The sequence below is a fragment of the Streptomyces sp. NBC_00554 genome (assembly GCF_041431135.1).
Classification (GTDB): Bacteria; Actinomycetota; Actinomycetes; order Streptomycetales; family Streptomycetaceae; genus Streptomyces.
The window spans coordinates 9,362,229-9,383,855 of sequence record NZ_CP107799.1 but is presented as its reverse complement, the minus strand read 5'-3'; the positions used below and the strand labels follow the sequence as shown (position 1 = coordinate 9,383,855).

The 21,627-nt window shown below is 70.4% G+C and carries 22 protein-coding genes; 13 read left to right on the top strand and 9 right to left on the bottom strand.

Annotation, left to right across the window (positions count from 1 at the left end; all coding sequences use genetic code 11):
- Window positions 1–46 precede the first annotated feature (46 nt).
- The 3 genes from OG266_RS41695 to OG266_RS41685 are packed head-to-tail and all read right to left on the bottom strand — an operon-like array spanning window position 47 to window position 2,621.
- A complete protein-coding gene (locus OG266_RS41695; RefSeq protein WP_371552082.1) occupies window positions 47–736 on the bottom strand; it encodes an ABC transporter permease in 690 nt (229 codons plus the stop codon).
- A complete protein-coding gene (locus OG266_RS41690) occupies window positions 733–1,398 on the bottom strand; it encodes an ABC transporter permease (RefSeq protein ID WP_266823613.1) in 666 nt (221 codons plus the stop codon). Before OG266_RS41690 ends, OG266_RS41695 begins: the two co-directional genes overlap by 4 nt.
- On the bottom strand, window positions 1,395–2,621 hold the full coding sequence (locus OG266_RS41685) for an ABC transporter ATP-binding protein (protein ID WP_371552081.1): 1,227 nt from the start codon (window positions 2,619–2,621) through the stop codon (window positions 1,395–1,397). Before OG266_RS41685 ends, OG266_RS41690 begins: the two co-directional genes overlap by 4 nt.
- Window positions 2,622–2,874: 253 nt before the next feature.
- On the opposite strand from OG266_RS41685, the gene OG266_RS41680 reads away from it, so the two are divergent.
- From OG266_RS41680 to OG266_RS41670, 3 genes are read left to right on the top strand one after another with little or no spacing between them, the layout of a single operon-like run.
- Window positions 2,875–3,876 carry an ornithine cyclodeaminase family protein gene (locus OG266_RS41680; protein WP_371552080.1) on the top strand — a complete coding sequence of 334 codons (1,002 nt, stop codon included), beginning with the start codon at window positions 2,875–2,877 and terminating at the stop codon, window positions 3,874–3,876.
- Window positions 3,873–5,822, top strand: a complete 1,950-nt coding sequence (hutH, locus tag OG266_RS41675) for a histidine ammonia-lyase (RefSeq protein WP_371552079.1) — start codon at window positions 3,873–3,875, stop codon at window positions 5,820–5,822. Before OG266_RS41680 ends, hutH (OG266_RS41675) begins: the two co-directional genes overlap by 4 nt.
- Complete coding sequence (locus tag OG266_RS41670) at window positions 5,819–6,718, top strand: amidohydrolase family protein (RefSeq protein WP_371552078.1); 900 nt, start codon at window positions 5,819–5,821, stop codon at window positions 6,716–6,718. Before hutH (OG266_RS41675) ends, OG266_RS41670 begins: the two co-directional genes overlap by 4 nt.
- Here the strand turns inward: OG266_RS41670 and hutU are convergent.
- Complete coding sequence (gene hutU, locus OG266_RS41665; protein WP_371552077.1) at window positions 6,702–8,360, bottom strand: urocanate hydratase; 1,659 nt, start codon at window positions 8,358–8,360, stop codon at window positions 6,702–6,704. The genes OG266_RS41670 and hutU overlap by 17 nt on opposite strands.
- 22 nt (window positions 8,361–8,382) lie before the next feature.
- Between hutU and OG266_RS41660 the strand changes: the two genes are divergently transcribed.
- From OG266_RS41660 to OG266_RS41645, 4 genes are read left to right on the top strand one after another with little or no spacing between them, the layout of a single operon-like run.
- A complete protein-coding gene (locus tag OG266_RS41660) occupies window positions 8,383–9,105 on the top strand; it encodes a GntR family transcriptional regulator (RefSeq protein WP_371552076.1) in 723 nt (240 codons plus the stop codon).
- Window positions 9,102–10,037 carry a 3-hydroxyacyl-CoA dehydrogenase family protein gene (locus OG266_RS41655; RefSeq protein ID WP_371552075.1) on the top strand — a complete coding sequence of 312 codons (936 nt, stop codon included), beginning with the start codon at window positions 9,102–9,104 and terminating at the stop codon, window positions 10,035–10,037. The genes OG266_RS41660 and OG266_RS41655 overlap by 4 nt, the downstream gene beginning before the upstream one ends.
- The gene (gene hutH, locus OG266_RS41650; protein WP_371552074.1) at window positions 10,034–11,554 is read left to right on the top strand and encodes a histidine ammonia-lyase; all 1,521 of its coding nucleotides are present in this window, start codon (window positions 10,034–10,036) and stop codon (window positions 11,552–11,554) included. Before OG266_RS41655 ends, hutH (OG266_RS41650) begins: the two co-directional genes overlap by 4 nt.
- Before the next feature lie 47 nt (window positions 11,555–11,601).
- Window positions 11,602–12,138 (top strand): hypothetical protein, encoded by a 537-nt coding sequence (locus tag OG266_RS41645; RefSeq protein WP_371552073.1) that lies wholly within the window; start codon window positions 11,602–11,604, stop codon window positions 12,136–12,138.
- A 137-nt stretch (window positions 12,139–12,275) separates the two neighbouring features.
- On the opposite strand, the gene OG266_RS41640 is transcribed toward OG266_RS41645, so the two are convergent.
- A complete protein-coding gene (locus tag OG266_RS41640; protein ID WP_371552072.1) occupies window positions 12,276–13,127 on the bottom strand; it encodes a LysR family transcriptional regulator in 852 nt (283 codons plus the stop codon).
- 204 nt (window positions 13,128–13,331) lie between these two features.
- Here OG266_RS41640 and OG266_RS41635 point away from each other — a divergent pair, with 204 nt between their 5' ends.
- Entirely contained in the window at window positions 13,332–13,694 is a 363-nt protein-coding gene (locus OG266_RS41635; RefSeq protein ID WP_371553153.1) for a DoxX family protein, read from the top strand.
- A 152-nt stretch (window positions 13,695–13,846) separates the two neighbouring features.
- Here the strand turns inward: OG266_RS41635 and OG266_RS41630 are convergent, their stop codons facing one another.
- On the bottom strand, window positions 13,847–14,434 hold the full coding sequence (locus OG266_RS41630; RefSeq protein ID WP_371552071.1) for a TetR family transcriptional regulator: 588 nt from the start codon (window positions 14,432–14,434) through the stop codon (window positions 13,847–13,849).
- Window positions 14,435–14,534: 100 nt separating this feature from the next.
- On the opposite strand from OG266_RS41630, the gene OG266_RS41625 reads away from it, so the two are divergent.
- From OG266_RS41625 to OG266_RS41615, 3 genes are all read left to right on the top strand, one after another.
- Entirely contained in the window at window positions 14,535–15,518 is a 984-nt protein-coding gene (locus tag OG266_RS41625; protein WP_371552070.1) for an aldo/keto reductase, read from the top strand.
- Between the two features lie 63 nt (window positions 15,519–15,581).
- Window positions 15,582–16,538 carry an SDR family NAD(P)-dependent oxidoreductase gene (locus OG266_RS41620; protein WP_266469660.1) on the top strand — a complete coding sequence of 319 codons (957 nt, stop codon included), beginning with the start codon at window positions 15,582–15,584 and terminating at the stop codon, window positions 16,536–16,538.
- Between the two features lie 17 nt (window positions 16,539–16,555).
- Complete coding sequence (locus OG266_RS41615) at window positions 16,556–17,812, top strand: low temperature requirement protein A (RefSeq protein ID WP_371552069.1); 1,257 nt, start codon at window positions 16,556–16,558, stop codon at window positions 17,810–17,812.
- 30 nt (window positions 17,813–17,842) lie between these two features.
- Here OG266_RS41615 and OG266_RS41610 read toward each other — a convergent pair whose 3' ends face one another.
- Window positions 17,843–18,946 (bottom strand): LLM class flavin-dependent oxidoreductase, encoded by a 1,104-nt coding sequence (locus OG266_RS41610; RefSeq protein ID WP_371552068.1) that lies wholly within the window; start codon window positions 18,944–18,946, stop codon window positions 17,843–17,845.
- A 124-nt stretch (window positions 18,947–19,070) separates the two neighbouring features.
- Entirely contained in the window at window positions 19,071–19,538 is a 468-nt protein-coding gene (locus OG266_RS41605) for a MarR family winged helix-turn-helix transcriptional regulator (protein WP_266469655.1), read from the bottom strand.
- 140 nt (window positions 19,539–19,678) lie between these two features.
- On the opposite strand from OG266_RS41605, the gene OG266_RS41600 reads away from it, so the two are divergent.
- Both OG266_RS41600 and OG266_RS41595 read left to right on the top strand, forming a co-directional pair.
- Window positions 19,679–19,984: a GNAT family N-acetyltransferase gene (locus OG266_RS41600; protein ID WP_266469653.1), complete on the top strand. Its 306-nt coding sequence runs from the start codon at window positions 19,679–19,681 to the stop codon at window positions 19,982–19,984.
- 68 nt (window positions 19,985–20,052) lie between these two features.
- Window positions 20,053–21,018: a pirin family protein gene (locus OG266_RS41595; protein WP_371552067.1), complete on the top strand. Its 966-nt coding sequence runs from the start codon at window positions 20,053–20,055 to the stop codon at window positions 21,016–21,018.
- Between the two features lie 92 nt (window positions 21,019–21,110).
- On the opposite strand, the gene OG266_RS41590 is transcribed toward OG266_RS41595, so the two are convergent.
- On the bottom strand, window positions 21,111–21,599 hold the full coding sequence (locus OG266_RS41590) for a MarR family winged helix-turn-helix transcriptional regulator (protein WP_266469651.1): 489 nt from the start codon (window positions 21,597–21,599) through the stop codon (window positions 21,111–21,113).
- Between the last annotated feature and the right edge of the window lie 28 nt (window positions 21,600–21,627).

Sequence of the window (21,627 nt, the reverse complement as noted above, 5' to 3'; positions counted from 1 at the left end):
CTTCTCATGGGTTTTTCCTCTCTTCTGAGCCCTGGAGCTCAGAAACTCATGACTTTGCTGCCGGGCCCTGAAGTCCCGGCGAGACGATGACGCGCCGCAGCGCGGTGAAGAGAACCTGGACTGCGAGGGCCAGCACGACGACGACGGTGGAGCCGCCGATGACCAGTTCGTAGTCGTTGCGGGCGAGCCCGTCGACGATGAAGCGGCCGAGGCCCCCGAGACCGGGATAGGCGGCGATGGTCGCGGTGGCCACGACCTGGATCGCGGCGACCCGCAGCCCGAGCAGGATCAGCGGCAGCGCCATCGGCACCTCCACCCGCACCAGCACCTCCCACTCCGTCATGCCGACCCCGCGTGCGGCATCCCGGGTGCCGGCGTCCACACCTCGGACGCCTTCGAAGGTGTTGATGAGGATCGGCGGGACCGCGAGCGCGACCAGGGCGACCAGGACGGGCGTGGTGCTGAGCCCGGCGAGCGTGACGACGAGCACCACCAGGCCGAAGGTGGGGATCGCCCGCGCAAGGTTGGCCACGCTGGCGACGGCGAACGCCCCGCGGCCGGTGTGTCCGACCAGCAGCCCGAAGGTGAGCCCGATCAGGGTGGCGAACAGCAGCGAGATGCCGCTGTAGGTGAGGTGCTCCAGGAGCCGCTGGGGGATCCCCTCGTCGCCGTGCCACTGCTGTGAGGACGTCAACCAGTCCCCTACCAGCTCGAGTTGGTTCAGCAGGTCGTTCATGCCCTCGCCCCCTTGCCCCGGGCCCACGGGGTGAGCAGCCGCTGCGCGAGGACCAGCACCGCGTCGGTGGCGAGCGCGAGCAGCATGATCAGCACGATCGCGGTGATGATCGGGGTCGGGAAGTCGAGCTGAAGGCCCCGGGTGATGTAGAAGCCGAGACCGCCCTGCCCGATCAGCTGTCCCACGGCGACGAGGCTGATGGAGGAGACGGCGGCGACGCGTACGCCGGCCACGACGACGGGTACGGCGATCGGCAGTTCGACCTGGACGACACGGCGCACCGTGCCGAAGCCCATCGCGGTGGCCGCCTGCCGGACCGGTTCCGGGACCGAAGCCAGGCCGTCCACGACATTGGGCACCAGGACCGACAGGGTGTAGAGCGTGAGCGGGATCATCACGGTCTGCTGGGTGAGCCCGGTATAGCGGACGAAGATCATGAACATGGCCAGTGACGGGATGGCGTACAGCACGTTGGTCACGGTCAGAACCGGTGGGTACAGCCATCGCCAACGATGGCAGAGGATGCCGAGCGGCACCGAGATGATCAGGCCGAACAGCACCGGCAGCAGGCCCAGTTGCAGATGGACGCCGGTGTAGTGGCCCAGCTCGCCGAGATGGTCTCCGACCCAGTCCCAGCGGACGAGTGGCTCTCCGTCGTTCATCGTTCACCACCGCCCGCGCCGTCGGCGCCCTTCTCGGCCGTGGCTTCGTCCTTGGCGGTCTCGGGCTTGGCGGTCTCGGGCTTGGCGGTCTCGGCCACAAGCGCTTCGCCGTCGGACACCTCGTCCTCGGGCGCCTCGTCACGGGCCATCGCGGCGGACAGCTCGTACGCGTCCGCGACACCGATGACTGCGCCTTCCCCGTCCACGCCCACCGCGAGCCGGGAGGGCGACAGGAGCGCCGCGTCGAGGGCGGCCCGCGCGGAGTCGCCGACGAGGCTGAACGTGTGGCCGAGCGGTGTCAGCGCCGCGTCCGCGAGCGTGCCGCCCTCCGGGAGCTCGGCGACCGCGGTCCAGCCGAGCGGACGCCGGTCGCCGTCTACGACGAGCACCCACGGATCCTTCACCGCCCTGGCCAGCGCCACGGAAGAGGTCGCCGGCAGCACCGGCCCGTCGCGCAGCGGCAGGTCGGCCGCCTTGACGAAGGACAGTCGGCGGATACCGCGGTCCTGGCCCACGAAGTCGGCCACGAAATCGTCGGCGGGGTGGGCAAGCAGCCGCTCGGGGGTGTCGAACTGGGCGAGCTTGCCGCCGGTTCGGAACACCGCGATGTTGTCGCCGAGTTTGATCGCCTCGTCGATGTCATGGGTGACGAAGACGATCGTCTTGTGCAGTTCCTTCTGCAGCCGGATGAACTCCGCCTGCAGCTCACCGCGGACGATCGGGTCGACCGCACTGAACGGCTCGTCCATCAACAGCACCGGCGGGTCGGCGCCCAGCGCCCTGGCCACCCCGACACGCTGCTGCTGCCCGCCGGAGAGCTGGTACGGGTAGCGCTTGCCCATCTCGCCCGGCAGCCCGACGAGTTCCAGCAGCTCGGATGCCCGTGCCCGCGCCTTCTTCCGGCTCCAGCCGAGCAGCAGCGGCACCGTGGCTATGTTGTCGAGGATGGTGCGGTGCGGGAACAGCCCGGCGTGCTGGATCACGTAGCCGATGCCGCGGCGCAGTTCGGGGGCGTGGATCTCCCGGATGTCCTGGCCCCGCAGCCGCACCGTCCCGGCCGTCGGCTCCACCATGCGGTTGACCATGCGCAGGGTCGTGGTCTTGCCGCAGCCGGAGGGACCCACCAGGACCGTGATGCCGCCCTCGGCCAGTTCCAGGGACAGCTCGTCCACGGCTGTCGTGCCGTTTGGATAGTTTTTGCTTACCGCGTCGAACCTGATCAAGGCTGCCCCTTACCCCGACTGCATATGGTCATGCAGAGTTGCCGGTGACTGAATGGCAGTCAATGCCCTTTCGTAAACGGCGCGTTACGTTCCTGCGAAGGCGAGGCCGATGCGCCGGTTATCTGCGCATTTGCTACGCAATGCGCCTTTCCATGTAAACCCCAGGCGCCTGACAGTTGCCCTCGACGGTCACGTTTCGGCCACGCCGCCGGCGTCGCACCATTCGCCACCCCACACGCAGGGAGCCACCGCCATGGAACCGGTCCGGTTCACTTTCCTGAACGGCTCGGACATCGAGCAGCTCGAGCTGTCCGACGCCGAGGTGCTCGACGCCGTCGAGCAGGGGCTACGTGCCCAGGGCCGCGGCGAGACGGTCATCGAACCGCGCGTCCACCTCATGCCCGATCCGGCGTTCAACGGCCACTTCAATGTTCTGCGCGGCTATGTCGCTCCGCTCGGGCTGGCCGGAGTCAAGATCGTGGGCGACTACGTGGACAACTACAAGGCTGGGCTGCCCTCCGAGATGGCGCTGCTCAACCTCTTCGACCCGCGCACCGGCATGCCGGTGGCCATACTCGACGCCACCGCCATCACCGAGATGCGCACCGGCGCCGTCACCGCGCTGGGAGCACGCCATCTGGCCCGCCCGGACGCCAAGGTGCTCGGTCACATCGGGGCCCGCGCCACCTCGTACTGGAACGTCCGCCTGCTGGACCGGATCTTCGACCTCACCGAGATACGAGTCCATTCGCGCCGTCCCGAGAGCCGCAAGGCCTTCGCCGAGCGCCTGGAGCGCGACCTCGGCAAGCCCGTCATCGTGACCGAGGACTGGCAGTCCTGTGTCGAAGGCGCGGACATCGTGGTGGAGGCGTCCCGGCTCGAGCGCCCGGAGCCGCTGCTGAAGACCGAGTGGATCACCCCGGGAGCCCTTGTCGTACCGTACGGAACGATGAGCGCGGTCGAACTCTCCCTCACGGATGTCATGGACAAGATCGTCGTCGACGACTGGGGCCAGTGCCGGTCCGGGCCCTTCGGTGCGCTGCGCGCCCACGTCGAGTCCGGCAGGCTCAGCGAGACGACCCTGCACGCCGAACTGTGCGAGATCGTCGTCGGCGACAAGCCCGGCCGCGAACGCGCCGACGAGACGACGCTCTTCTGGCATCGCGGACTCTCACTCTCCGACATCGCGCTGGGCGCCGCCATGCTGGCGAAGGCCGAGGAGCGCGGCCTCGGCCAGAAGCTGCGGTTCTCATGACGAGCGGACTCTCCGGTGACTCGGGCGTCGACGGGGGGACGACCTCAGGTGGCTCAGGCATCGACGGACGGACGCCTCCCGATGACTCGGGCGTCGACGGGCCGACGCCCCACGGTGACTCGGTTGCCGATGCGCGATCGCCCCACGGTGACTCGGCCGCCGGCGCGCGAACGGCCCACGGCAGCCCGGCCGTCGTCGACGGGCGGACGCCTTCCGGTGACCCGGCCGTTGACGGGCAGACGCCCTTCGGCGACTCGGCCGTCGACAGGCAGACAGCCTCCGGTGACTCGGGCGTCGCCGACGGACGTACGCCCTCCCGTGACCCGGTCGTCGACAGGCAGACGCCCTTCGGCGACTCGGGCGTCGACGGCCAGACAGCCTCCAGTGACTCCGCCATCACCGACGGACGTACGCCCTCCCGTCACCCCGTCGTCGTCGACGGGCGGTCGCTCTCCTGCGACGACGTCGTCGCCGTGGCCCACCACGGTGCCCAAGTCGCCCTGGCCTCGGACGTGTTGCCCAGGCTGGCCCGCGACCGTGCCGTCGTCGACGATGTCGTCGACCGCCAGGTGCCGACGTACGGCCTGACCACGGGGCTGGGCAGCCGGTCGTCGTACGCACTGCCGCGCGACGAGCTCGCGGAGTTCAGCGTCCGTACGGTCCGGGGCCGGGCCAACGCGGTCGGCGATCCGCTGCCGGTCCCCGTCGTACGCGCTGCCGTCCTCGCCCGGGTGAACGGCATCGCGAGCGGCGGCAGCGGAGTGCGGCCGGAGATCCTGAGCCGGCTCGTGGCCCTGCTCAACTCCCGTGTGCACCCGGTGGTACCCGAGATCGGGTCGATCGGCGCCTCCGATCTGTGCCAGATGGCCCATGTCGGCCTGGTCGTCATCGGCGAAGGCCGCGCCGAATTCGGCGGTGAGGTGCTCGACGGCGCCACGGCGCTGCGTCGGGCCGGTCTCACCCCGGCCGAGCTGGGTCCGAAGGACGGCCATGTGCTGTGCAGCGCAAGCCCGTTGGCGGCAGGCCAGGGCGCCCTCGCCCTGCACGAGGCGGGCGCCGTCCTCATGCTGGCCCAGACGGTCACGGCGCTGACCTTCGAGGGATTCCGGGCGAACACCAGCCCGTTGGACGCCCGCGTGCTGGATCTGCGTCCGGCGCCGGGACAGTTCCGGGCGGCGCGCGAGCTGCTCGCCCTGCTCGACGGCGGCGAGTTGGGCGATCCCCGGCACGCGCGGCGGGTCCAGGACCCGGTCAGCCTGCGCTGCGCGGCCCAGGTGCACGGCGCGCTGCACGCCGCGCTGGACTTCGCCACCGCCGCACTGGAACCGGAGCTCAACGGCTGCGGCGACAACCCGGTGGTGCTGGCCGACACCGGCGAGATCCTCTCGTCCGGCAATTTCCACACCCCGGCCCTGGCCCTTGCCTTCGACACCCTCGCGCTGGCCCTGACACAGACCGCTGCCATCTCCGCCGAACGCATGCGGCGGCTGCTCAACCCGGCCGTCAGCGGACTGTCCGCGAACCTCTCGCCGTACGGTCCGGAGCGCTCGGGTTTCGCACCGCTGGCGAAGACGGCGCAGGCGCTCGTCGCCGAGATCCGCATGCTGTCCGCACCGGTGTGCACCGACCCCCGGCACGGCGCGGACGCCGTCGAGGACGACTCGACCAACGCGGCGCTCGGCGCACGGCGGTTGACGACGATGCTCGTCCGGCTGCGCCAACTGCTCGCCGTGGAGGCCCTGGTGGCCGCCCAGGCCGTGGACCTGGCCGCACCGTCCGCCCTGGGACGGGGCCCCGCGCTCCTGCACCGCGCGATCCGCGAGCTCGTCCCCCCGCTGGACGACGACCGGCCCTGCGGAGCGGACGTGGAACGGGTGCGCTGCGACGTGCTGGAGTCCGACGACGTACAAAACGCCCTGCGCGCCATCGTGGAAGGAGCGTCGTGACCAACATCGACGTGCACCAGCACCTGTGGGGTGCCGCGTTCGTGGCGGCACTGCGGGCCCGCGACAAACCACCGTTCCTCGACGGATGGACCCTGTACGTCGACGGCGAGCCACCCTACCAAGTCCCTCCCGCCGACCACGACTTGGCCCGGCGTACGGAAATCGCCGTCGCCGACGGCCTCGGTCTGGCGCTCGTCTCCCTGTCCGCACCACTCGGCGTGGAGTGGATGCCCGCCGAGGAGGCACGGCCCTTGCTCGACGCCCACCACGAGGACGCGGCCGGGCTGCCCGAGCCGTTCGGGGCCTGGGCCGCCGCCTGCGTCCGGGATGTCGACGCCGGTGCGACGGCCGCCGTACTCGACCGGGGATTCGCCGGACTCCAGCTGCCGGCGAACGCCCTTGCCGACGCGGCCGGTTACGCGCGGTGCGCCCCGTTGCTCGACCTGCTCGAGGCGCGCGGCCTCCCGCTGTTCGTCCACCCGGGGCCGGCGGCCGGCGAGTCCCCGACACCCGGCTGGTGGCCCGCGCTGGTCCCGTACGTCCAGCAGATGCACGCCGCCTGGTTCGCCTTCCGGGCCTCCGGCCGGCCCCGCCATCCCCGGCTTCGCGTGTGCTTCGCGCTACTGGCCGGGCTCGCCCCACTGCACGGCGAGCGCTTCGCCGCCCGGGGCGGCGGCCTGGACGAGGTGGACCGGGACGTGTTCGTGGAGACGTCCTCGTACGGGCCACGCGCCGTCGACGCGATCGTCCGTGCCCTCGGTGCCGATGTCGTCGTCCAGGGCACGGACCGGCCCTACGCGGAGCCGCCGCGGCATCCGGGGTTCGGACTGGGCGAAGGCCCGGAACACGCCTTCCGGGTCGCCAATCCTCGGCGGCTGCTCACCGGAAGAAACTGACCGTGCCCAGATCGAGGCCGCTCTCCCGGGCCTTCCGGATGGCCTCTTCGTATCCCGCGTCCGCGTAACGGGCCACGCCCAGCGCCGGGTCGGTCCAGAACACCCGGCGGATCTTGCGCTCCGCGAGTTCGCTGCCGTCCGCAACCACGGTGAGGCCGGTGTGGATGCTCCGGCCCACCCCGACGCCGCCGCCGTTGCCGACGGACACCCAGGTCGCGCCCTGTGCGGCGTTGAGCAGCGCGGCAAGGACGGGCCAGTCGGCGATCGCGTCGCTGCCGTCGAGCATCCCCTCGGTCTCCCGGGACGGCGAGGCGACGGCGGCGGGGTCCATGTGGTCCCGGCCCAGGGCCAGCGGGCCGATCTCGCCGCGCCCGACAAGGTCGTTGAGGCGCAGGCCGACCTCGTGCCGTTCGCCGAGGCCGAGCCAGCAGATGCGGGCCGGTAGCCCCTGCGGTGCGACGCGGGCCCGGGCCAGTGTGAACCACCGCTCCAGAGAAGGGGAGTTGACCACCTCCAGTACGGCTTCCTCACTGCGGCGCAGGTCCTCGGGGTCACCGCTGAGGCAGATCCAGCGGTACGGCCCCACTCCGCGCGCGAAGATCGGGCGTACGTACTCGGCCACGAATCCCGGGAGTTCGCCCGTACGGGGAGCTCCGGCCGCCACTGCCTGGGCGCGCAGGTTGTTGCCGTACTCGAAGACGACCGTCCCGCGCTCGCGAAGTGCCAGCAGGGCGGCCGCGTGCGCACGCAACGAGGCCTGTACGGCGGCACGGTAGGCGGGATCGGCCACGCGTGCCTGGTCGGGCGTGTATCCGACGGGCACGTACCCGTGGTCGAGGTCGTGCGCGGCCGTCTGGTCGGTCGCTATGTCGATGGCGACTCCGTCGGCCACCAGGCGGGGCAGGATCTCGGCAACGTTGCCGACGAGCGCGATGGCCGCGGGGTCGGACGAACCGGTGAGGTCGGCGACCGCCGTTTCGTAGTCCGGCGCGATGCGGTCGACCCAGCCCGCTTCGAGCCTGCGCCGCGCGCGCTCGGGGTCGACCTCGACGATCAGGCCGCGGCCGCCCAGGTTCGCGATGGCGAGACCCTGCGCGCCGCCCATGCCGCCGAGCCCGGCCGTGACCACCCGCCTTCCGGCCAGCGTGCCGCCGAAGTGGCGGTGGGCGATGGCGGAGAGGGTCTCGTGGGTGAAGCCCAGGACCCCCTGAGTGCCGATGTAGAACCAGGACGCTGCCGTCATCTGCCCGTACATGGTGAGTCCGGCGTCCTCCAGGCGACGGAACTCCGCCTCGCCCGACCAGGCGGGCACGACCATCGCCGTCGAGATCAGCACGCGCGGCGCGTCGGGGTGGCTCGGCAGCACCGCCACGGGTTTGCCCGACTGCACCATCAACGTCTCGTCGGGGCCCAGCCGTTCGAGGGCGGCGACGATCGCGTCGTACGCCTCCCAGGAGCGGGCCGCCCGGCCGCGGCCGCCGTATACGACGAGCCGGGCCGAGTCCTCGGCGACGGCGGGATCGAGCGTGTTGAGGAAGCAGCGGAGTACGCCCTCCTGCTCCCAGCCCCGACAGCGGAGTTGGGCACCTGTCGGCGCCGGAACGCCGAGCCTTCCGTCAAGTTGGGCATTGATTGGATCCATGGATCCAATCTAGTATCCGGGCATGTGCCCGCCACCACCCTCCGCTCAAGGTGAGACGCTCGCCGTCGCGAGCCTCGCCGACGAGATCGCCTACCGGCTGCGCGCCGACATCCTCGACGGGCGGCTGCCGTTCGGCGCCCGGCTCCAACACGAGGAACTGGCAGCGCGTTTCGGCGTCAGCCGTACGCCGATCCGTGAGGCCCTGCGCCAGTTGCAGGCGCTCAATCTCGTGGAACTGGCGCCCAATCGTGGCGCGACGGTGCGCACGCCGTCCCGGGCGGAACTCGTCGAGGTCTACGAACTCCGTGCGGAGATGGAGGGTTTCGCGTGCGCGCTGGCCTGCGACCGCGCCTCCACCGAGGACTTGGACCATCTGGAGCGGACTCAGGAACGCCTCACCGCGGCCGTCACCTCGGCCGGGCGCGTCGACGACGCGGAACTCGACGCGGCCGTGACGGAGGCGAACACCGCCTTTCACGATCTGATCCACCGGGCCGCAGCCAACCGGCGTCTGACCGAGTCCATCCAGTCGCTGCAGAGCGTCTTTCCCCGCGACTCGGTATGGCGGGTCATCGCCCATGACGAGACAGCGATGACGACCATGAACGTGACCGAGCACCAGGCGATCTCCGCCGCGCTCCGCGCCCGGACACCGGAGGCCGCGCGCAAGGTGATGCGCGACCATGTGCGCGCCGCCGGTGAGATCCTGCTCGCTCACCTCGACGACCAGAGATTCTGGGGATGAGCGCGCACTTCGGCCGGGTGCTGGTCATCGGTGGCGGCGCCATGGGCACCGGTATCGCCGCCCGCCTCTCCGCCGCGGGCATCGAGACGGTCGTCCTCGTCCGCCGCCCCGAGGCCGCCGCGACCACACGGGACGAGATCTCCCGGCGGGTCGAGCACCTCGTCGAACCCGGCGCGGCGTCGCCCGGATCCGTGCGGGCGGCGACGGTCCTGGTCGGCGAGGCACCCGGGCCGTTCGCGCTGGCCGTCGAATCGATCGCCGAGGACCTGGCGGCGAAGCGTGTCGCCCTGGCATTGGCCGAGTCGCTCGTCCCGGACGACGGAATCGTGGCCACCAACACCTCCTCGCTCCGGCTCGCGGATCTCGCAGACGGCCTGAGGCGTCCCGAACTCTTCGCCGGCTGGCACTGGTTCAACCCGGCCGAACTCGTCCCGCTCGTGGAGGTGACGGGCGGCCCCCGCACGGCGCCGGGGACCTTGGAGCGGCTCGCCGCGCTCTCGCGGGCCGTCGGCAAGGAGCCGATCACGCTGCGGCGCGACCATGCGGGTTTCGTGGCCAACCGGCTGCAGTACGCGTTGCTGCGGGAGGCCTACGCGCTGGTCGAGGAGGGCGTCTGTGCGGTGGCGGACGTGGACCGCGCCGTCGTCGCCGGCCTCGGTGCGCGCTGGGCGGCGATCGGCCCGTTCGCGTCGATGGACGCGGCGGGACTCGATGTCCACGAAGCGGTCGCCGAGCAACTGTTCCCGCAGCTCTCCCGCTCGACCGAGGTCCCGGCCCTGCTGCGCGAGGCGCGTCGAAGCGGCGCCACCGGCATGAAGGGCGGCCGGGGCCTGCTGGGCGACTACCCGCCCGGCGCCGCGCGCGAGATCGCCGCGCGACGCGACACAGTGCTCGCCCTGCTGGCCGAAGACCGGCGGGAGGCCGAGCTATGACGTCCATCGCGGAACCTGTGGCCGCCGGGGAGGAATCGTTCGACGGCGCGGTCGTCCTGGGCGACCAGCCGCTGCGTCCGGCCGACGTGGTGGCGGTGGCACGTGGCCGTCGTGTGGTCCTCGGACATGCCGCCCGGACGCGGATGGGCGCCTCACGCCTCGCACTTGAGGGCGTACTGGCCCGTGGCGACACCGTGTACGGACTCAACACCGGTGTCGGTGCGATCAAGACCCAGGCGATCACGGCCGACCGGCAGGCCGCCTTCCAGACCCTGCTGCTGCGCGCGCACCGCGTGGGGCACGGGCAGTCGGCTCCCCGGGAGTTCGTCAGGGCGGCCATGGTCATACGGGCCGCGGGCCTCGCCGTCGGTGTCGCAGGTGTCCGGGCAGAGGTCGCCGACGCGTACTGCAGGGCCCTCGACACCGGCGTGACCCCGCGCGTCCACCTGCTCGGTTCGATCGGGCAGGCCGATCTGAGCCAACTCGCCGAGATCGGCCTGGCCCTCATCGGCCACGGTGCCGACGGCGCCGCCCTGATCGCCCACGGCTACACCCCGATCGAGCTCGGCCCGCGCGAGGCAGGGGCCGTCGTCAACAGCAACGCGTTCTCGGTCGGTATCGCCTGCCTGGCCCTGGAACGGGCGACCCGCGCCATCCGGGCGCTCGACGTGTCGGCGGCACTGTCGCTGGAGGGACTGACAGGGAACGTCGACGCCATCCACCCGGCCGTCGCCGGAGTACGCCCGTACACGGGCGCCCACGAGACGATCGGCCGACTGCGTGCACTGCTGTCGGGCGGCGCCCTGCTGACCGGCGCCCGGCCGGCCCGCGCCATCCAGGATCCGCTGGCGTTCAAGGTGGTGCCGCAGACCCACGGGGCGGCCCGTCAGGCGCTCGCGCACTGCGACCACGCCGTCGGGATCGAGCTCTCCTCCTCCGGCGACAGCCCGATCATGCTCGTCGACGAGGACCGTGCCATCTCGACCGGCAACCACGACATCGCCCCCGTCGCCATCGCGCTCGACTACGCGCGACTCGGGCTCGCCCAGGCGGTCACGATCGCGGGCGAGCGGGTGCAGAAGCTGCTGGACTCGGCCTTCACCGGTCTGCCGAACGGGCTCCGAGCCGATCCCACCGCGCCCGACGACGGCCTGGCGATCCTCGCCAACGGCGCGGCGAGCCTGGCCGGGGAGGCCCGCCTGCTCGCGCAACCCGTCACGCTGGAACAGCCCACGAGCGGAATCGCGGCCGGCATCGAGGACCGGATCACGATGGCGCCCACCGCGGCCCGCCGACTCCATGAAATGGCCGGCCTGGCACTGCGGTTGGCCGCCGTCGAGCTCATGTGCGGCGCCCAGGCGGTCGACCTGCGCGGGCACGCCGGTGACCTCGGCGAAGGGACGCAACGCGCCTACGCGGCAATTCGCCGGTCGGTCCCCTTCGTCGGCGCGGGCGAGGCGCCGGACGGGGACATCGACGCGCTGGAGGACTGGCTCGCCGGCGACGAACTCCCCTAGCAAGCCCACCACTTCCGTACACACGCACCCGGCACAAGGGGATGACCATGAACCCGACCCCGATCGACACCACCGCCCTCGCCGAACTCGGCGTGTCCGACCGCCCGTTCAGGCCCGAGGAGTGCGCGGACCGCGCCCGTCGCGCGGCGGCCTTCGTCGACACCGCCGCACTCGACCGCTCCGGGCCCGGTTCGTACCTGCTGCTGTGGCGGAACGACAACTCCGAGGCGTGGCTGAATACTTGGTGGGAGTCGCGCGACACCGGCTACCACGACCACCAGGGTTCCTGCGTCGGCGTGCACGTGATCGAAGGCGTCGCCTGGCAGGAGGGGTTGCCGGTGGGCGGGCCGCGCCGCGCCCACCGGTACGGGCCCGGCGAGTCCTTCTCGTTCCCCGGATCAGGCGTCCACCGCATGGACCACGACGCCGGCGCCATCACCATCCACGTCTACTCGCCGCCCATCCAGGCCATCGGCCACTACGAGATCATCGACGGCGAACTCCATCGCACTCCGGGTGACCCGGACGAGGGCTCGCCCGCGAGTCCTCGACTACTCGACGCGCTCAATGCGATCGGCCCGTGATCGTGGATGGGCCACTTCGACCCGGTCGAGACCCCCTGCCGGTCGTCAGTGACCGGAAGGGCACCGGCCGCTGAACCCATCCTGCACTCCCCCGTCCTGGCCCTGACGCCGCGGCCGCGCGTGCGCAGCCGCGGCGCTCAGTCCCGGTAAGCGGCCGTGGCGATCTGCACGAACGAGCGGATCAGCGGGTTCGCGTCGCCCTCGTTCCACGCCACCACCACGCGGCTCGGCGCCATGTCAGTCAGCGGGACCACCGCCAGCTGCTCGAACGGCTCGTGCCCGAGCGGGGTCATCCCGACCGTGCCGTTCCAGAGCACGGCCTGCAGGCACTCCTGTACGGCACGCACCACCGGGCCCTCGCGCGGCTCGCCGCCGTTCCAGTACGACCGCCAGACCGGGTCGGTGCCCTCCGGGAACTGGAACCAGCGGCGATCGGCCAGGTCAGCCAGTTGCAGGTGGTCACGGCCGGCCAGCGGATCGTCGGCGCGCAGCACCGCGCCCACCGGGTCGGCGCGCAACTCGTGCACCGTCAGGCCGGTCTCGTCGAACGGCCCCCGGGTGAGGGCGACATCGACAAGTCCGGCTCGCAGCCCGCAGGTCGGATCGGTCAGGTCGGTGTCGCGGATGCGGACCTCGACGCCTGGATGCCGCCGACGGTAGGCGGCGGCCAGCCGCGTCGCGCCCGGGTCGGTGCTGTCGCCCAGGATCCCGACGGTGATGGCCGATGCGCCGGCCGCCGCGGCCACCCGTACGCGTGCCTGTTCGGCCTGGTCGAGCAGGGTGCGCGCCTCGTCCAGCAGCGCCGCCCCGGCCGCGGTGAGCGTGACGCCCGCGGCAGAGCGGTGCAGCAGAGTGGCACCGACGTCGGTCTCCAACTGCTTGATTGCGCGGCTCAGTGGCGGCTGGCTCATGTGCAGCCGGGTGGCGGCCCGGCCGAAGTGCAGTTCCTCGGCGACGGCCACGAAATAGCGCAGTGTGCGCAGCTCCATGACCGGCGACGATACCCGTGCGGTATCGGCCCCACCCAACCGGTCTTGGACGGCCGCGGTACTCGGACGGTGGAATCGGAGCATGGCCGACGAACCGATGACCAACGGGGCGATGGCCGAGTCCGCCGTACCCGTGGTCGGCCCGGACGGCGACGAGCTGTTCGGCCGGGCACCCCGCCCAACTGCCAACCCTGGATGGGAATCATGCACGTCGCGTACTGGATCGTCGCCGCCATGCTCGCTCTCTTCTACCTCTACGGGGGCGGGATAAAGGTGATCCGGACCCGCGAGCAGCTCCAGCCGATGATGGCGTGGGTGGACCGCACTCCGATGCCGGCCGTCAGGACCATCGGGGTGCTCGAAGTGCTCGGCGCGATCGGGCTGATCCTGCCGCCGCTGACGGGCATCGCACCCGGCCTGGCCCTGGCCGCGTCCATCGGGTTCGTGCTCCTGCAGTTCGGCGCGACCGGAGTCCACCTGAACCGGGGAGACCGCCGGATCGCCCTGAACATCGCGCTCATCCTCGCCGCGGCCGTGACCGTATGGCTGGCCACGACTTGGCTGTGACCGGCGCTTGAGGAGCATGCGGCGGGGGCAGGTCGTCCCCTTTTCGACATCGCATGGCGTCACAGTCGCCCAGGTGGGTGCCACTATGTTTTCGCAGGTCAGGGCCACGAAGGAGACGGACCCGCCGTACCCCGTGCATGCCCATCAGGCTGCTACTCGCCGACGGCCTTCGGCTCGCTCATCCGGCGGGCGGCCTCGACGACCGCCGAGCGGTGCTGGGCCAGCCGCTCCGACGACCAGGACCGGCTGACCTCTTCGGGGTCGACACCCTCGGCGGCCCAGAACCACGCCTGAGCCGCGGCGAGAACCATGGTCAGGAGGTCGGCAGGCACCATCTCCCGGGCGACCTCTCCACGCTGCTGCGCGGCGGCCACTTCGGCGGCTTTGCGGCGGAAGGCGTCCGGTTCGAGTCCGGTTGCGGCAGGACGCTCCAGCAGTTTCCATAGGCGTAGGCGCATCAGGGCCGGCCGGGCGACGAGATGGTCGAAGATCGCGGCGGCATATCCGGGCAGGTCATCGACATCGAACGGCACCGACTCGGCGCCGGCCGTCATCGCGCGTTGCAGTACCTCGTCGAACAACTGCTCCTTGTTGCCGAAGTACGCGTAGATCAGCCGCTTGTTCGCCTCCGCGGCCTCCGCGATCCGGTCCACTCGGGCACCGGCGATGCCGTAGGCGGCGAATTCGTTGAAGGCCGCGTCGAGCAGCCGGGCCTTTGTGGCGCTTGAGTCCCGTGGCATGCGGGTCACCTTAGCAAGTAACTATCTAGTTATTGACATAGGCGGTGCACAGGTCTACGGTAACGTATCTATCCAGTTAGTTACGGAACGAGGAACCCTCATGGAACAGCGCACACTCGGCGGCCAGGGCCTGACCGTCGGCGTCCAAGGACTCGGCTGCATGGGTATGAGCGCGTTCTACGGCGCCGCCGACGAGACGGAGTCGCTGGCCACCATCGACCGCGCGCTGGAACTCGGCGTCACCCTGCTGGACACGGCCGAGAGCTACGGCCCCTTCGTCAATGAGCAGCTTCTCGGCAAGGCGCTGGCAGGGCGCCGGGAATCCGCCGTGGTCGCGACCAAGACCGGTGTCGAGATCACCGACGACGGCCAGGTACGCGATCTCAACGGCCGACCCGAGTACGTCCGGCACGCCCTCGATCGCTCGCTGCGGCACCTGGGCACGGACCACGTCGACCTGTACTACCTGCACCGCATCGACCCCAAGGTGCCCATCGAGGAGACCGTCGGAGCCCTGGCCGAGATCGTCGCGGAGGGCAAGATCCGCGACATCGGCCTGAGCGAGGCGTCTGCGGAGACGATCCGACGGGCCCACGCCGTCCACCCGCTCGCCGCCGTCCAGACGGAGTACTCGCTCTTCGAGCGCGGCATCGAGCACGACGGAGTCCTCGACACTCTGCGGGAGCTGGGGATCGGACTGGTCGCCTACTCCCCGCTGGGGCGCGGCTTCCTGTCCGGCGCCATCACCAGCCCAGACGACTTCACCGAGGACGACTGGCGCCGGACCGACCCCCGGTTCCAGGGCAAGAACTTCGACCGCAATCTCGACGTCGTACGCGAGGTCCGCCGCCTCGCCGACGACAAGAACGTCACGCCCTCCCAGCTGGCGCTCGCCTGGGTCCAGTACCAGGGCGCGGTCGCCATCCCCGGTACAAAGCGCCGCCGCTACCTCGAGGAGAACGTCGCCGCGACCGAGGTCACCCTGACCGCCGACGACATCGCCGCCATCGAGGCGGTCGCCCCGCACGGCGTGGTCACCGGCGACCGCTACGCACCCGAGTTCATGGGCACGCTCAACGGCTGACAGCCGACCGGCGCCTCACAAGATCCCCTCGCGGGGCCACATCCACGTCAGGAGACTCACCTCATGTCCACACCTCAGACTCCCCACACCTTCGGGGCGAGCACAACCGCCGCCGAGGTAACCGACGGCGTCGACCTGCACGGCCGCAGGGCCGTGGTGACCGGAGCCAGTTCCGGGATCGGAGTGGAGACCGTCCGGGCGCTCGCCGCCGCGGGCGCCGACGTCACCCTGGCCGTACGGGACACCGACGCAGGTGCCGGAGTGGTGGCGCGCCTGGAGAAGGAACTGCCGCCTGAGTCAGGACAGTTGACCGTGGGACGGCTCGACCTGGCCGACCGGTCGACGGTCGCGGAGTTCGTGGCGGCCTGGCAGGGCCCGCTGCACATCCTGGTCAACAACGCCGGTGTGATGGCCACGCCGGAGCTCACCCGCACATCCGACGGCCGGGAATGGCAGTTCGGCGTCAATCACCTGGGCCACTTCGCCCTCGCCACCGGCCTGCACCCGGCACTCGCGGCGGCGGACGGCGCACGGGTCGTCTCGGTGAGCTCGATCGGCCACCTCTTCTCACCGGTCGTCTTCGACGACCTGGACTACCGCTTCCGGCCCTACGACCCGTGGACCTCCTACGGACAGTCGAAGACGGCCAACGCCCTGTTCGCCGTCGGTGCCGCCGAACGCTGGGCCGACGACGGCATCACCGCCAACGCTCTGATGCCGGGCAACATCGCGGACACCTCCCTGGCCCGGCACATGGACATGGAGCAGGTGGCCGCCTTCCTCGCCTCGGGCGAACTGGCGCTGCCGCCGGGGAAGACGGTGGAGCAGGGCGCCGCGACCTCGGTGCTGCTGGCCGCCTCACCGACGGTGGAGGGCGTCACCGGCCGCTATTTCGAGGACTGTGCCGAGGCCAAGCCCGTCGCCGAGCGAGCCGGTGCCGTCGCCGGCGTCGCGCCGTACGCCCTGGACCGGGAGAACGCGGCACGCCTGTGGGCCGTGTCCAAGGCTCTCGTCAACTAGCGATCCGGGCTCCGGACATGACTCCGCGACACGAGCAGTGGGCCCGGCTGCGCAGCCAGCTCTGGCGGCCGCCGCGCGCCCATGGTGAGCAGCCGCGCGAACGGGTGGTCGGCCCGCTCGAACTCTTCTACGACCTGGTCGTGGTCGTCCTGGTCGCCCAGGCCGCTCACCACTTGGCCGCACACCTGACCTGGCGCGGGCTCGGCGAGTTCGCCGCGGTGTTCGCGCTGGTGTGGATCGCCTGGCTCAACGGCAGCCTCCACCACGAACTGCACGGACACGACGATGCCCGCGGCCGGAGCCTGTTCCTGCTGCAGATCCTGGTGCTCGTGCCGCTGGGTGCGTTCATCCCCGAGGCGGGCGGCGCACGCGGAGTCGCGTTCGCCGTGGACGCGGGGGTGCTGTTCGCGGTCCTAGCGGTGCTGTGGCTGCTCGCCGCGCGTGGTGACAGTCCCGAATTCCGCCGTCCCAGCAGGCTGTTCGTGAGCGGGACGGCGGTCTGCGCGATCGTCCTGGCCGCGAGTGCCGCCCTGCCCGCCGGTGTCCGCGTGCTGACGTGGGGTCTGTTGGCCGTCGTCTATCTGGCGGGGTTCGCGGTCGTGATCGGTACGGCCACCCCGGTGCAGTCGGTCGCGCTCAGCGTGACCCACGCGCTCACCGAACGGTTCGGCCTGTTCATCATCATCGTGCTCGGCGAGACCGTGACCGCGGTGGTCGACGGGCTGGCCCATGAACCGACCAACGCGCTCACCCTCGCCGTCGGGCTCGTCGCCGTCGTCGTCGGCTTCGGTGCCTGGTGGACGTACTTCGACTTCGCCGGCCACCGGCTACCGAGGCCCACACGCGTGAGCACCGTGCAGTGGATGCTGGTTCACCTGCCGCTCACTGCCACGGTGGCCGCCATGGGCGCCGCGATGGTCGGCCTCGTCGAACACGCCCACGACGGCCGTACCCCCGCCGCCACGGCTTGGGTGCTCTGCGGGGGCGCGGCCGTCGTGCTCTGCACGACGATGGTGCTCGCGAGCTCCCTGCGGGTCTGGCATCTGGACCGCGGCCTCTACCGGCCGCTGGCCCGCACCTGCGTCGCCGTGGCCGTCGTGTGTGTGGGAGTCGGAGCCGCCCGCCCGGCTCCCCTCGTCCTCGGCCTCACCCTCGTCATCCTCTTGGGTGTCCCCTGGGGACTCGCCGTGGCGTACCGCCTGTCCCACGAAGAGAAGACCGCCGCTGAGGAAGGGGCAGCGGTTCCGGAACCTCAGGACGACAACCGCCGCTAAGCCTTTCACTCGTATCGGCGCGCTGCCGTTTCAGGCCGCCGAACCCGCGGACCCGGCCCGGTCGTCGCGCGCTTCGCGCAGCGCGACATGGGTCGGGCCGTCGGGAACGTCCGCGGGCCGGTTCCTGGCAAACTCCTTGCGCAGGACCGGGACCACCTCTTCGCCGAGCATGTCGAGCTGTTCCAGCACGGTCTTCAGCGGTACGCCCACACCGTCGACGTTGAACAACTGGCGCTGATAGTCCCCGAAGTGCTCGCGGAAGGTCAGCGTCTTGTCGATGACCTCCTGGGGGCTGCCCACGATCAGCGGGGTCTGCTCCATGTACTGCTCCAACGAAGGGCCGCCGCCCATCTGGGGTGAGTGGTCGAAGAACGGCCGGTACTCCCGTACGGCGTCCTGGGAGTTGCGGCGCATGAAGATGTGGCCGCCGACGCCGACGATGGCCTGCTCCGGTGTGCCGTGGCCGTAGTGCGCGTACCGCTCCCGGTAGAGGCCTATGAGCCGCTGGAAGTGTTCCTTGGGCCAGAAGATGTTGTTGGCGAAGAAGCCGTCGCCGTAATAGGCGGCCTGCTCGGCGATCTCCGGGGAGCGGATCGATCCGTGCCAGACGAACGGCGGTACGTCGTCCAGAGGCCGGGGGGTGGAAGTGAAGCTCTGCAGCGGCGTGCGGAACCTGCCCTCCCAGTCGACGACGTCCTCGCGCCACAAACGGTGCAGCAGGGCGTAGTTCTCGATGGCGAGGTTGATGCCCTGGCGGATGTCCTTGCCGAACCAGGGGTAGACGGGGCCGGTGTTGCCGCGGCCCATCATCAGGTCCACGCGCCCGTCGGCCAGGTGGTGAAGCATGGCGAAGTCCTCGGCGATCTTCACCGGGTCGTTGGTGGTGATCAGCGTGGTGGCCGTGGACAGGATGATCCGGTTGGTGCGCGCCGCGATCCAGCCGAGCATGGTCGTGGGGGACGACGGTACGAAGGGCGGGTTGTGGTGCTCGCCGGTCGCGAACACGTCCAGGCCGACCTCCTCGGCCTTCTGCGCGATGGCGACCATCGCCTTGATCCGCTCGTGCTCGGTCGGCGTCCGGCCCGTGGTCGGATCGGCGGTGACATCACCGACGGTGAAGATCCCGATCTGCATCGCGCTCACCCTCTTTCATATAGTTGACACATCAACCATATGATGAACATGCAACGCCCCGCCTCTATTCCGACAAGGGGTGACACCTCAGATCAGCGGGGTCGCCGCGCCCCGTACCGCTCAATCACAGGCAGTCTTTGCCCAGCCCTTCGAGGAGCCGGTTGGAGATCTGGTCGAGCATGGCAAGCTCTGCCGGGCCGAGCGGATCGATGAACAGGCGACGGACCGCTTCGACATGACGAGGGGCCGCGGCGGCGATGGCTTCGCGGCCGGCAGGGGTGACGGCAATGAACGCCACCCGTCCATCAGTGGGGCAGTCCTCCCGGACGACCAGACCGCGCTTGGCCATCCGATTGACATGGTGGGACATCCGGCTCTTCTCCCACTCCACCGCCTTGGCCAACGCCAGTACAGGCAGTCGCCCCTCCGGCACCTCGGTGAGGTGCACAAGGACGCCGTAGTCGGCGCCGGACAGACCCGAATCGGCCTGCACCTCGCGGGCCAGCCGACCGACGAGTTTCTCCTGCAGGCTGACGAAGCTGCGCCAGGCGTGTTGCTCGGTTTCGGTGAGCCAGCGCGTCGCCTCAGTCATACGCTCCAGCGTAAACGATTTGTTGACGCGTCATCTTGCGGTACTCCATCCTGCTCTAGTTGATGCATCAACTAGAATCGCCCAGAGGGACACACGCGCACTCGGCGCCAGCCATCAGTGACGGCACTCAAGGAGGAGCGATGGGAACCCTGGTTGCAGACAATCCGGATCAGTCGCGTTTCGAAATCTTCGAAGCGGAGGAGAGGGTCGGGTTCGCCGAATATCACCGGTTCAAGGACGAGATCGCCTTCATCCACACCGAGATCGACCCCCGCTTCGAGGGACGCGGCCTGGCGGGGAAACTCGCTCGGGCAGCCCTCGACTCGGCCAGGGAGCAGGGGCTCGCCGTGCTTCCGTTCTGCGCGTACATCCGCGGCTGGATCTCCAAGCACCCTGAGTACGTCGACCTGGTGCCCGAGGGGCAGCGCGCCCGGTTCGGGCTGTGAGCCGGTTGATCCCTGAGAATGCGGTCCGGATCACCCGGGCGCATCGCTGACGGAAGGGGCGAAGGCCCATGAGCAATCTCGAAATCCACCCACCGACCCGCCTGTGCGGCGGGCGATCCGACGTCTCCGCCCACCCGGTCCGCGAACTCCTCAGCCCCCGGGAGGCACAGATCGGCAGCTCGACCGTGGTCCGCCGGTTGCTGCCCAATCTCGGGCGCCGGATGGTCGGCGCCTGGTGCTTCGTGGACCACTACGGTCCCGACGACATCGCGGACGAGCCCGGCATGCGGGTCCCGCCGCACCCGCACACCGGTTTGCAGACGGTCAGCTGGCTGCACGCCGGCGAAGTACTGCACCGCGACAGCATCGGCAGTGAGTCGACCATCCGGCCCCGCGAACTCGGCCTGATGACAGCCGGCCGAGCCATCGCCCACGCCGAGCAGAGCACTCAGTCCCATCCCCGCTTCCTACACGGCGCTCAACTGTGGGTCGCCCTGCCCGATGCCCACCGCGACGTCACACCCGCCTTTGAGCACCACGCCGACCTGCCCGTAGTCACGGCCTCGGGCCTCACCGCCACCGTCATCCTGGGCGAGTTGGACCACACGGCCTCGCCGGGCACCACGTACTCCCCGCTGGTCGGCGCCGATCTCACGATCGCCGAGGGTACCAACGTACGACTGCCGGTAAATCCCGACTTCGAGTACGCCGTGCTGACGATGTCGGGAGCCACCGAGGTCGACGGAGTGCGTCTGGACCCGGGATCGATGCTCTATCTGGGTTGCGGGCGGACCGAACTCCCGCTGCGTGCCCTCAGCGACAGCGGACTGCTGCTGCTCGGTGGTGAACCCTTCGAGGAGAAGATCGTCATGTGGTGGAACTTCGTCGGGCGTTCCCAGGAGGACATCGCACAGGCCCGCTCCGAGTGGATGACCGGCACCCGCTTCGGCGAAGTGAAGGGGTACGACGGGTCACCGCTGCCCGCCCCCGAACTGCCGCCGGTGCCACTGAAAGCACGGGGAAGGGTCCGCTGACGTGAGCACATGAGCACGGGTGCGTCACCCGAAGTCGCTCCGGCCCTGCTGTCCGCCCGCGAGCCGTCATCCGCCGCCCGTGGACTGCGAGTTCACCGACCGCGTTGAGCCGAGATCGTGCACTCCATCGCCCGCGCGAGAGCGATGAACGTCTCGCGGGACGCCTCGTCGAGGGACTCCACGGTGGCTTGCTCCAGCCTCGCCATCATCTGGGCGAGCGGCTCACGAGTCGCCTTCCCCTTCTCCGTCAGGGACACGATCATGACCCTGCGGTCACGGTCCGCCGGCTTGCGGGTCACGAACCCGGCCTCCTGCATCCGGCGAAGGGACCGCGACACCGTGGAATGCTCCATACCCAAGGCCTTGAGAAGCTCGGACTGGCTCTGGTGATCGCGTTCCAGAAGCTGCATCAGGATCAGCTCCTGGCCTACGTGGAGACCGAGACCGCGCAACAGTTCGCCGGCGTACCCGCCGTGCACTCGCGCCAGAGCGATGATCGCGTAACTAACCGGTCCGCCATCCGCGGTTCCCGGACGCACAAGGACGCCCTCCGAAGTCGTGTCCGCCCTGTGTTCTGCCATCCGCCGCATCCTCCACTCGCACCCGCGA

Bases quoted from the DNA above. Each gene is read 5' to 3' on its own strand.
- OG266_RS41695 (WP_371552082.1), bottom strand. From the start codon at position 736: ATGAACGACCTGCTGAACCAACTCGAGCTGGTAGGGGACTGGTTGACG.
- OG266_RS41690 (WP_266823613.1), bottom strand. From the start codon at position 1,398: ATGAACGACGGAGAGCCACTCGTCCGCTGGGACTGGGTCGGAGACCAT.
- OG266_RS41680 (WP_371552080.1), top strand. From the start codon at position 2,875: ATGGAACCGGTCCGGTTCACTTTCCTGAACGGCTCGGACATCGAGCAG.
- hutH (WP_371552079.1), top strand. From the start codon at position 3,873: ATGACGAGCGGACTCTCCGGTGACTCGGGCGTCGACGGGGGGACGACC.
- hutU (WP_371552077.1), bottom strand. From the start codon at position 8,360: ATGGATCCAATCAATGCCCAACTTGACGGAAGGCTCGGCGTTCCGGCG.
- OG266_RS41660 (WP_371552076.1), top strand. From the start codon at position 8,383: ATGTGCCCGCCACCACCCTCCGCTCAAGGTGAGACGCTCGCCGTCGCG.
- OG266_RS41655 (WP_371552075.1), top strand. From the start codon at position 9,102: ATGAGCGCGCACTTCGGCCGGGTGCTGGTCATCGGTGGCGGCGCCATG.
- hutH (WP_371552074.1), top strand. From the start codon at position 10,034: ATGACGTCCATCGCGGAACCTGTGGCCGCCGGGGAGGAATCGTTCGAC.
- OG266_RS41645 (WP_371552073.1), top strand. From the start codon at position 11,602: ATGAACCCGACCCCGATCGACACCACCGCCCTCGCCGAACTCGGCGTG.
- OG266_RS41640 (WP_371552072.1), bottom strand. From the start codon at position 13,127: ATGGAGCTGCGCACACTGCGCTATTTCGTGGCCGTCGCCGAGGAACTG.
- OG266_RS41635 (WP_371553153.1), top strand. From the start codon at position 13,332: ATGCACGTCGCGTACTGGATCGTCGCCGCCATGCTCGCTCTCTTCTAC.
- OG266_RS41630 (WP_371552071.1), bottom strand. From the start codon at position 14,434: ATGCCACGGGACTCAAGCGCCACAAAGGCCCGGCTGCTCGACGCGGCC.
- OG266_RS41625 (WP_371552070.1), top strand. From the start codon at position 14,535: ATGGAACAGCGCACACTCGGCGGCCAGGGCCTGACCGTCGGCGTCCAA.
- OG266_RS41620 (WP_266469660.1), top strand. From the start codon at position 15,582: ATGTCCACACCTCAGACTCCCCACACCTTCGGGGCGAGCACAACCGCC.
- OG266_RS41615 (WP_371552069.1), top strand. From the start codon at position 16,556: ATGACTCCGCGACACGAGCAGTGGGCCCGGCTGCGCAGCCAGCTCTGG.
- OG266_RS41610 (WP_371552068.1), bottom strand. From the start codon at position 18,946: ATGCAGATCGGGATCTTCACCGTCGGTGATGTCACCGCCGATCCGACC.
- OG266_RS41605 (WP_266469655.1), bottom strand. From the start codon at position 19,538: ATGACTGAGGCGACGCGCTGGCTCACCGAAACCGAGCAACACGCCTGG.
- OG266_RS41600 (WP_266469653.1), top strand. From the start codon at position 19,679: ATGGGAACCCTGGTTGCAGACAATCCGGATCAGTCGCGTTTCGAAATC.
- OG266_RS41595 (WP_371552067.1), top strand. From the start codon at position 20,053: ATGAGCAATCTCGAAATCCACCCACCGACCCGCCTGTGCGGCGGGCGA.
- OG266_RS41590 (WP_266469651.1), bottom strand. From the start codon at position 21,599: ATGGCAGAACACAGGGCGGACACGACTTCGGAGGGCGTCCTTGTGCGT.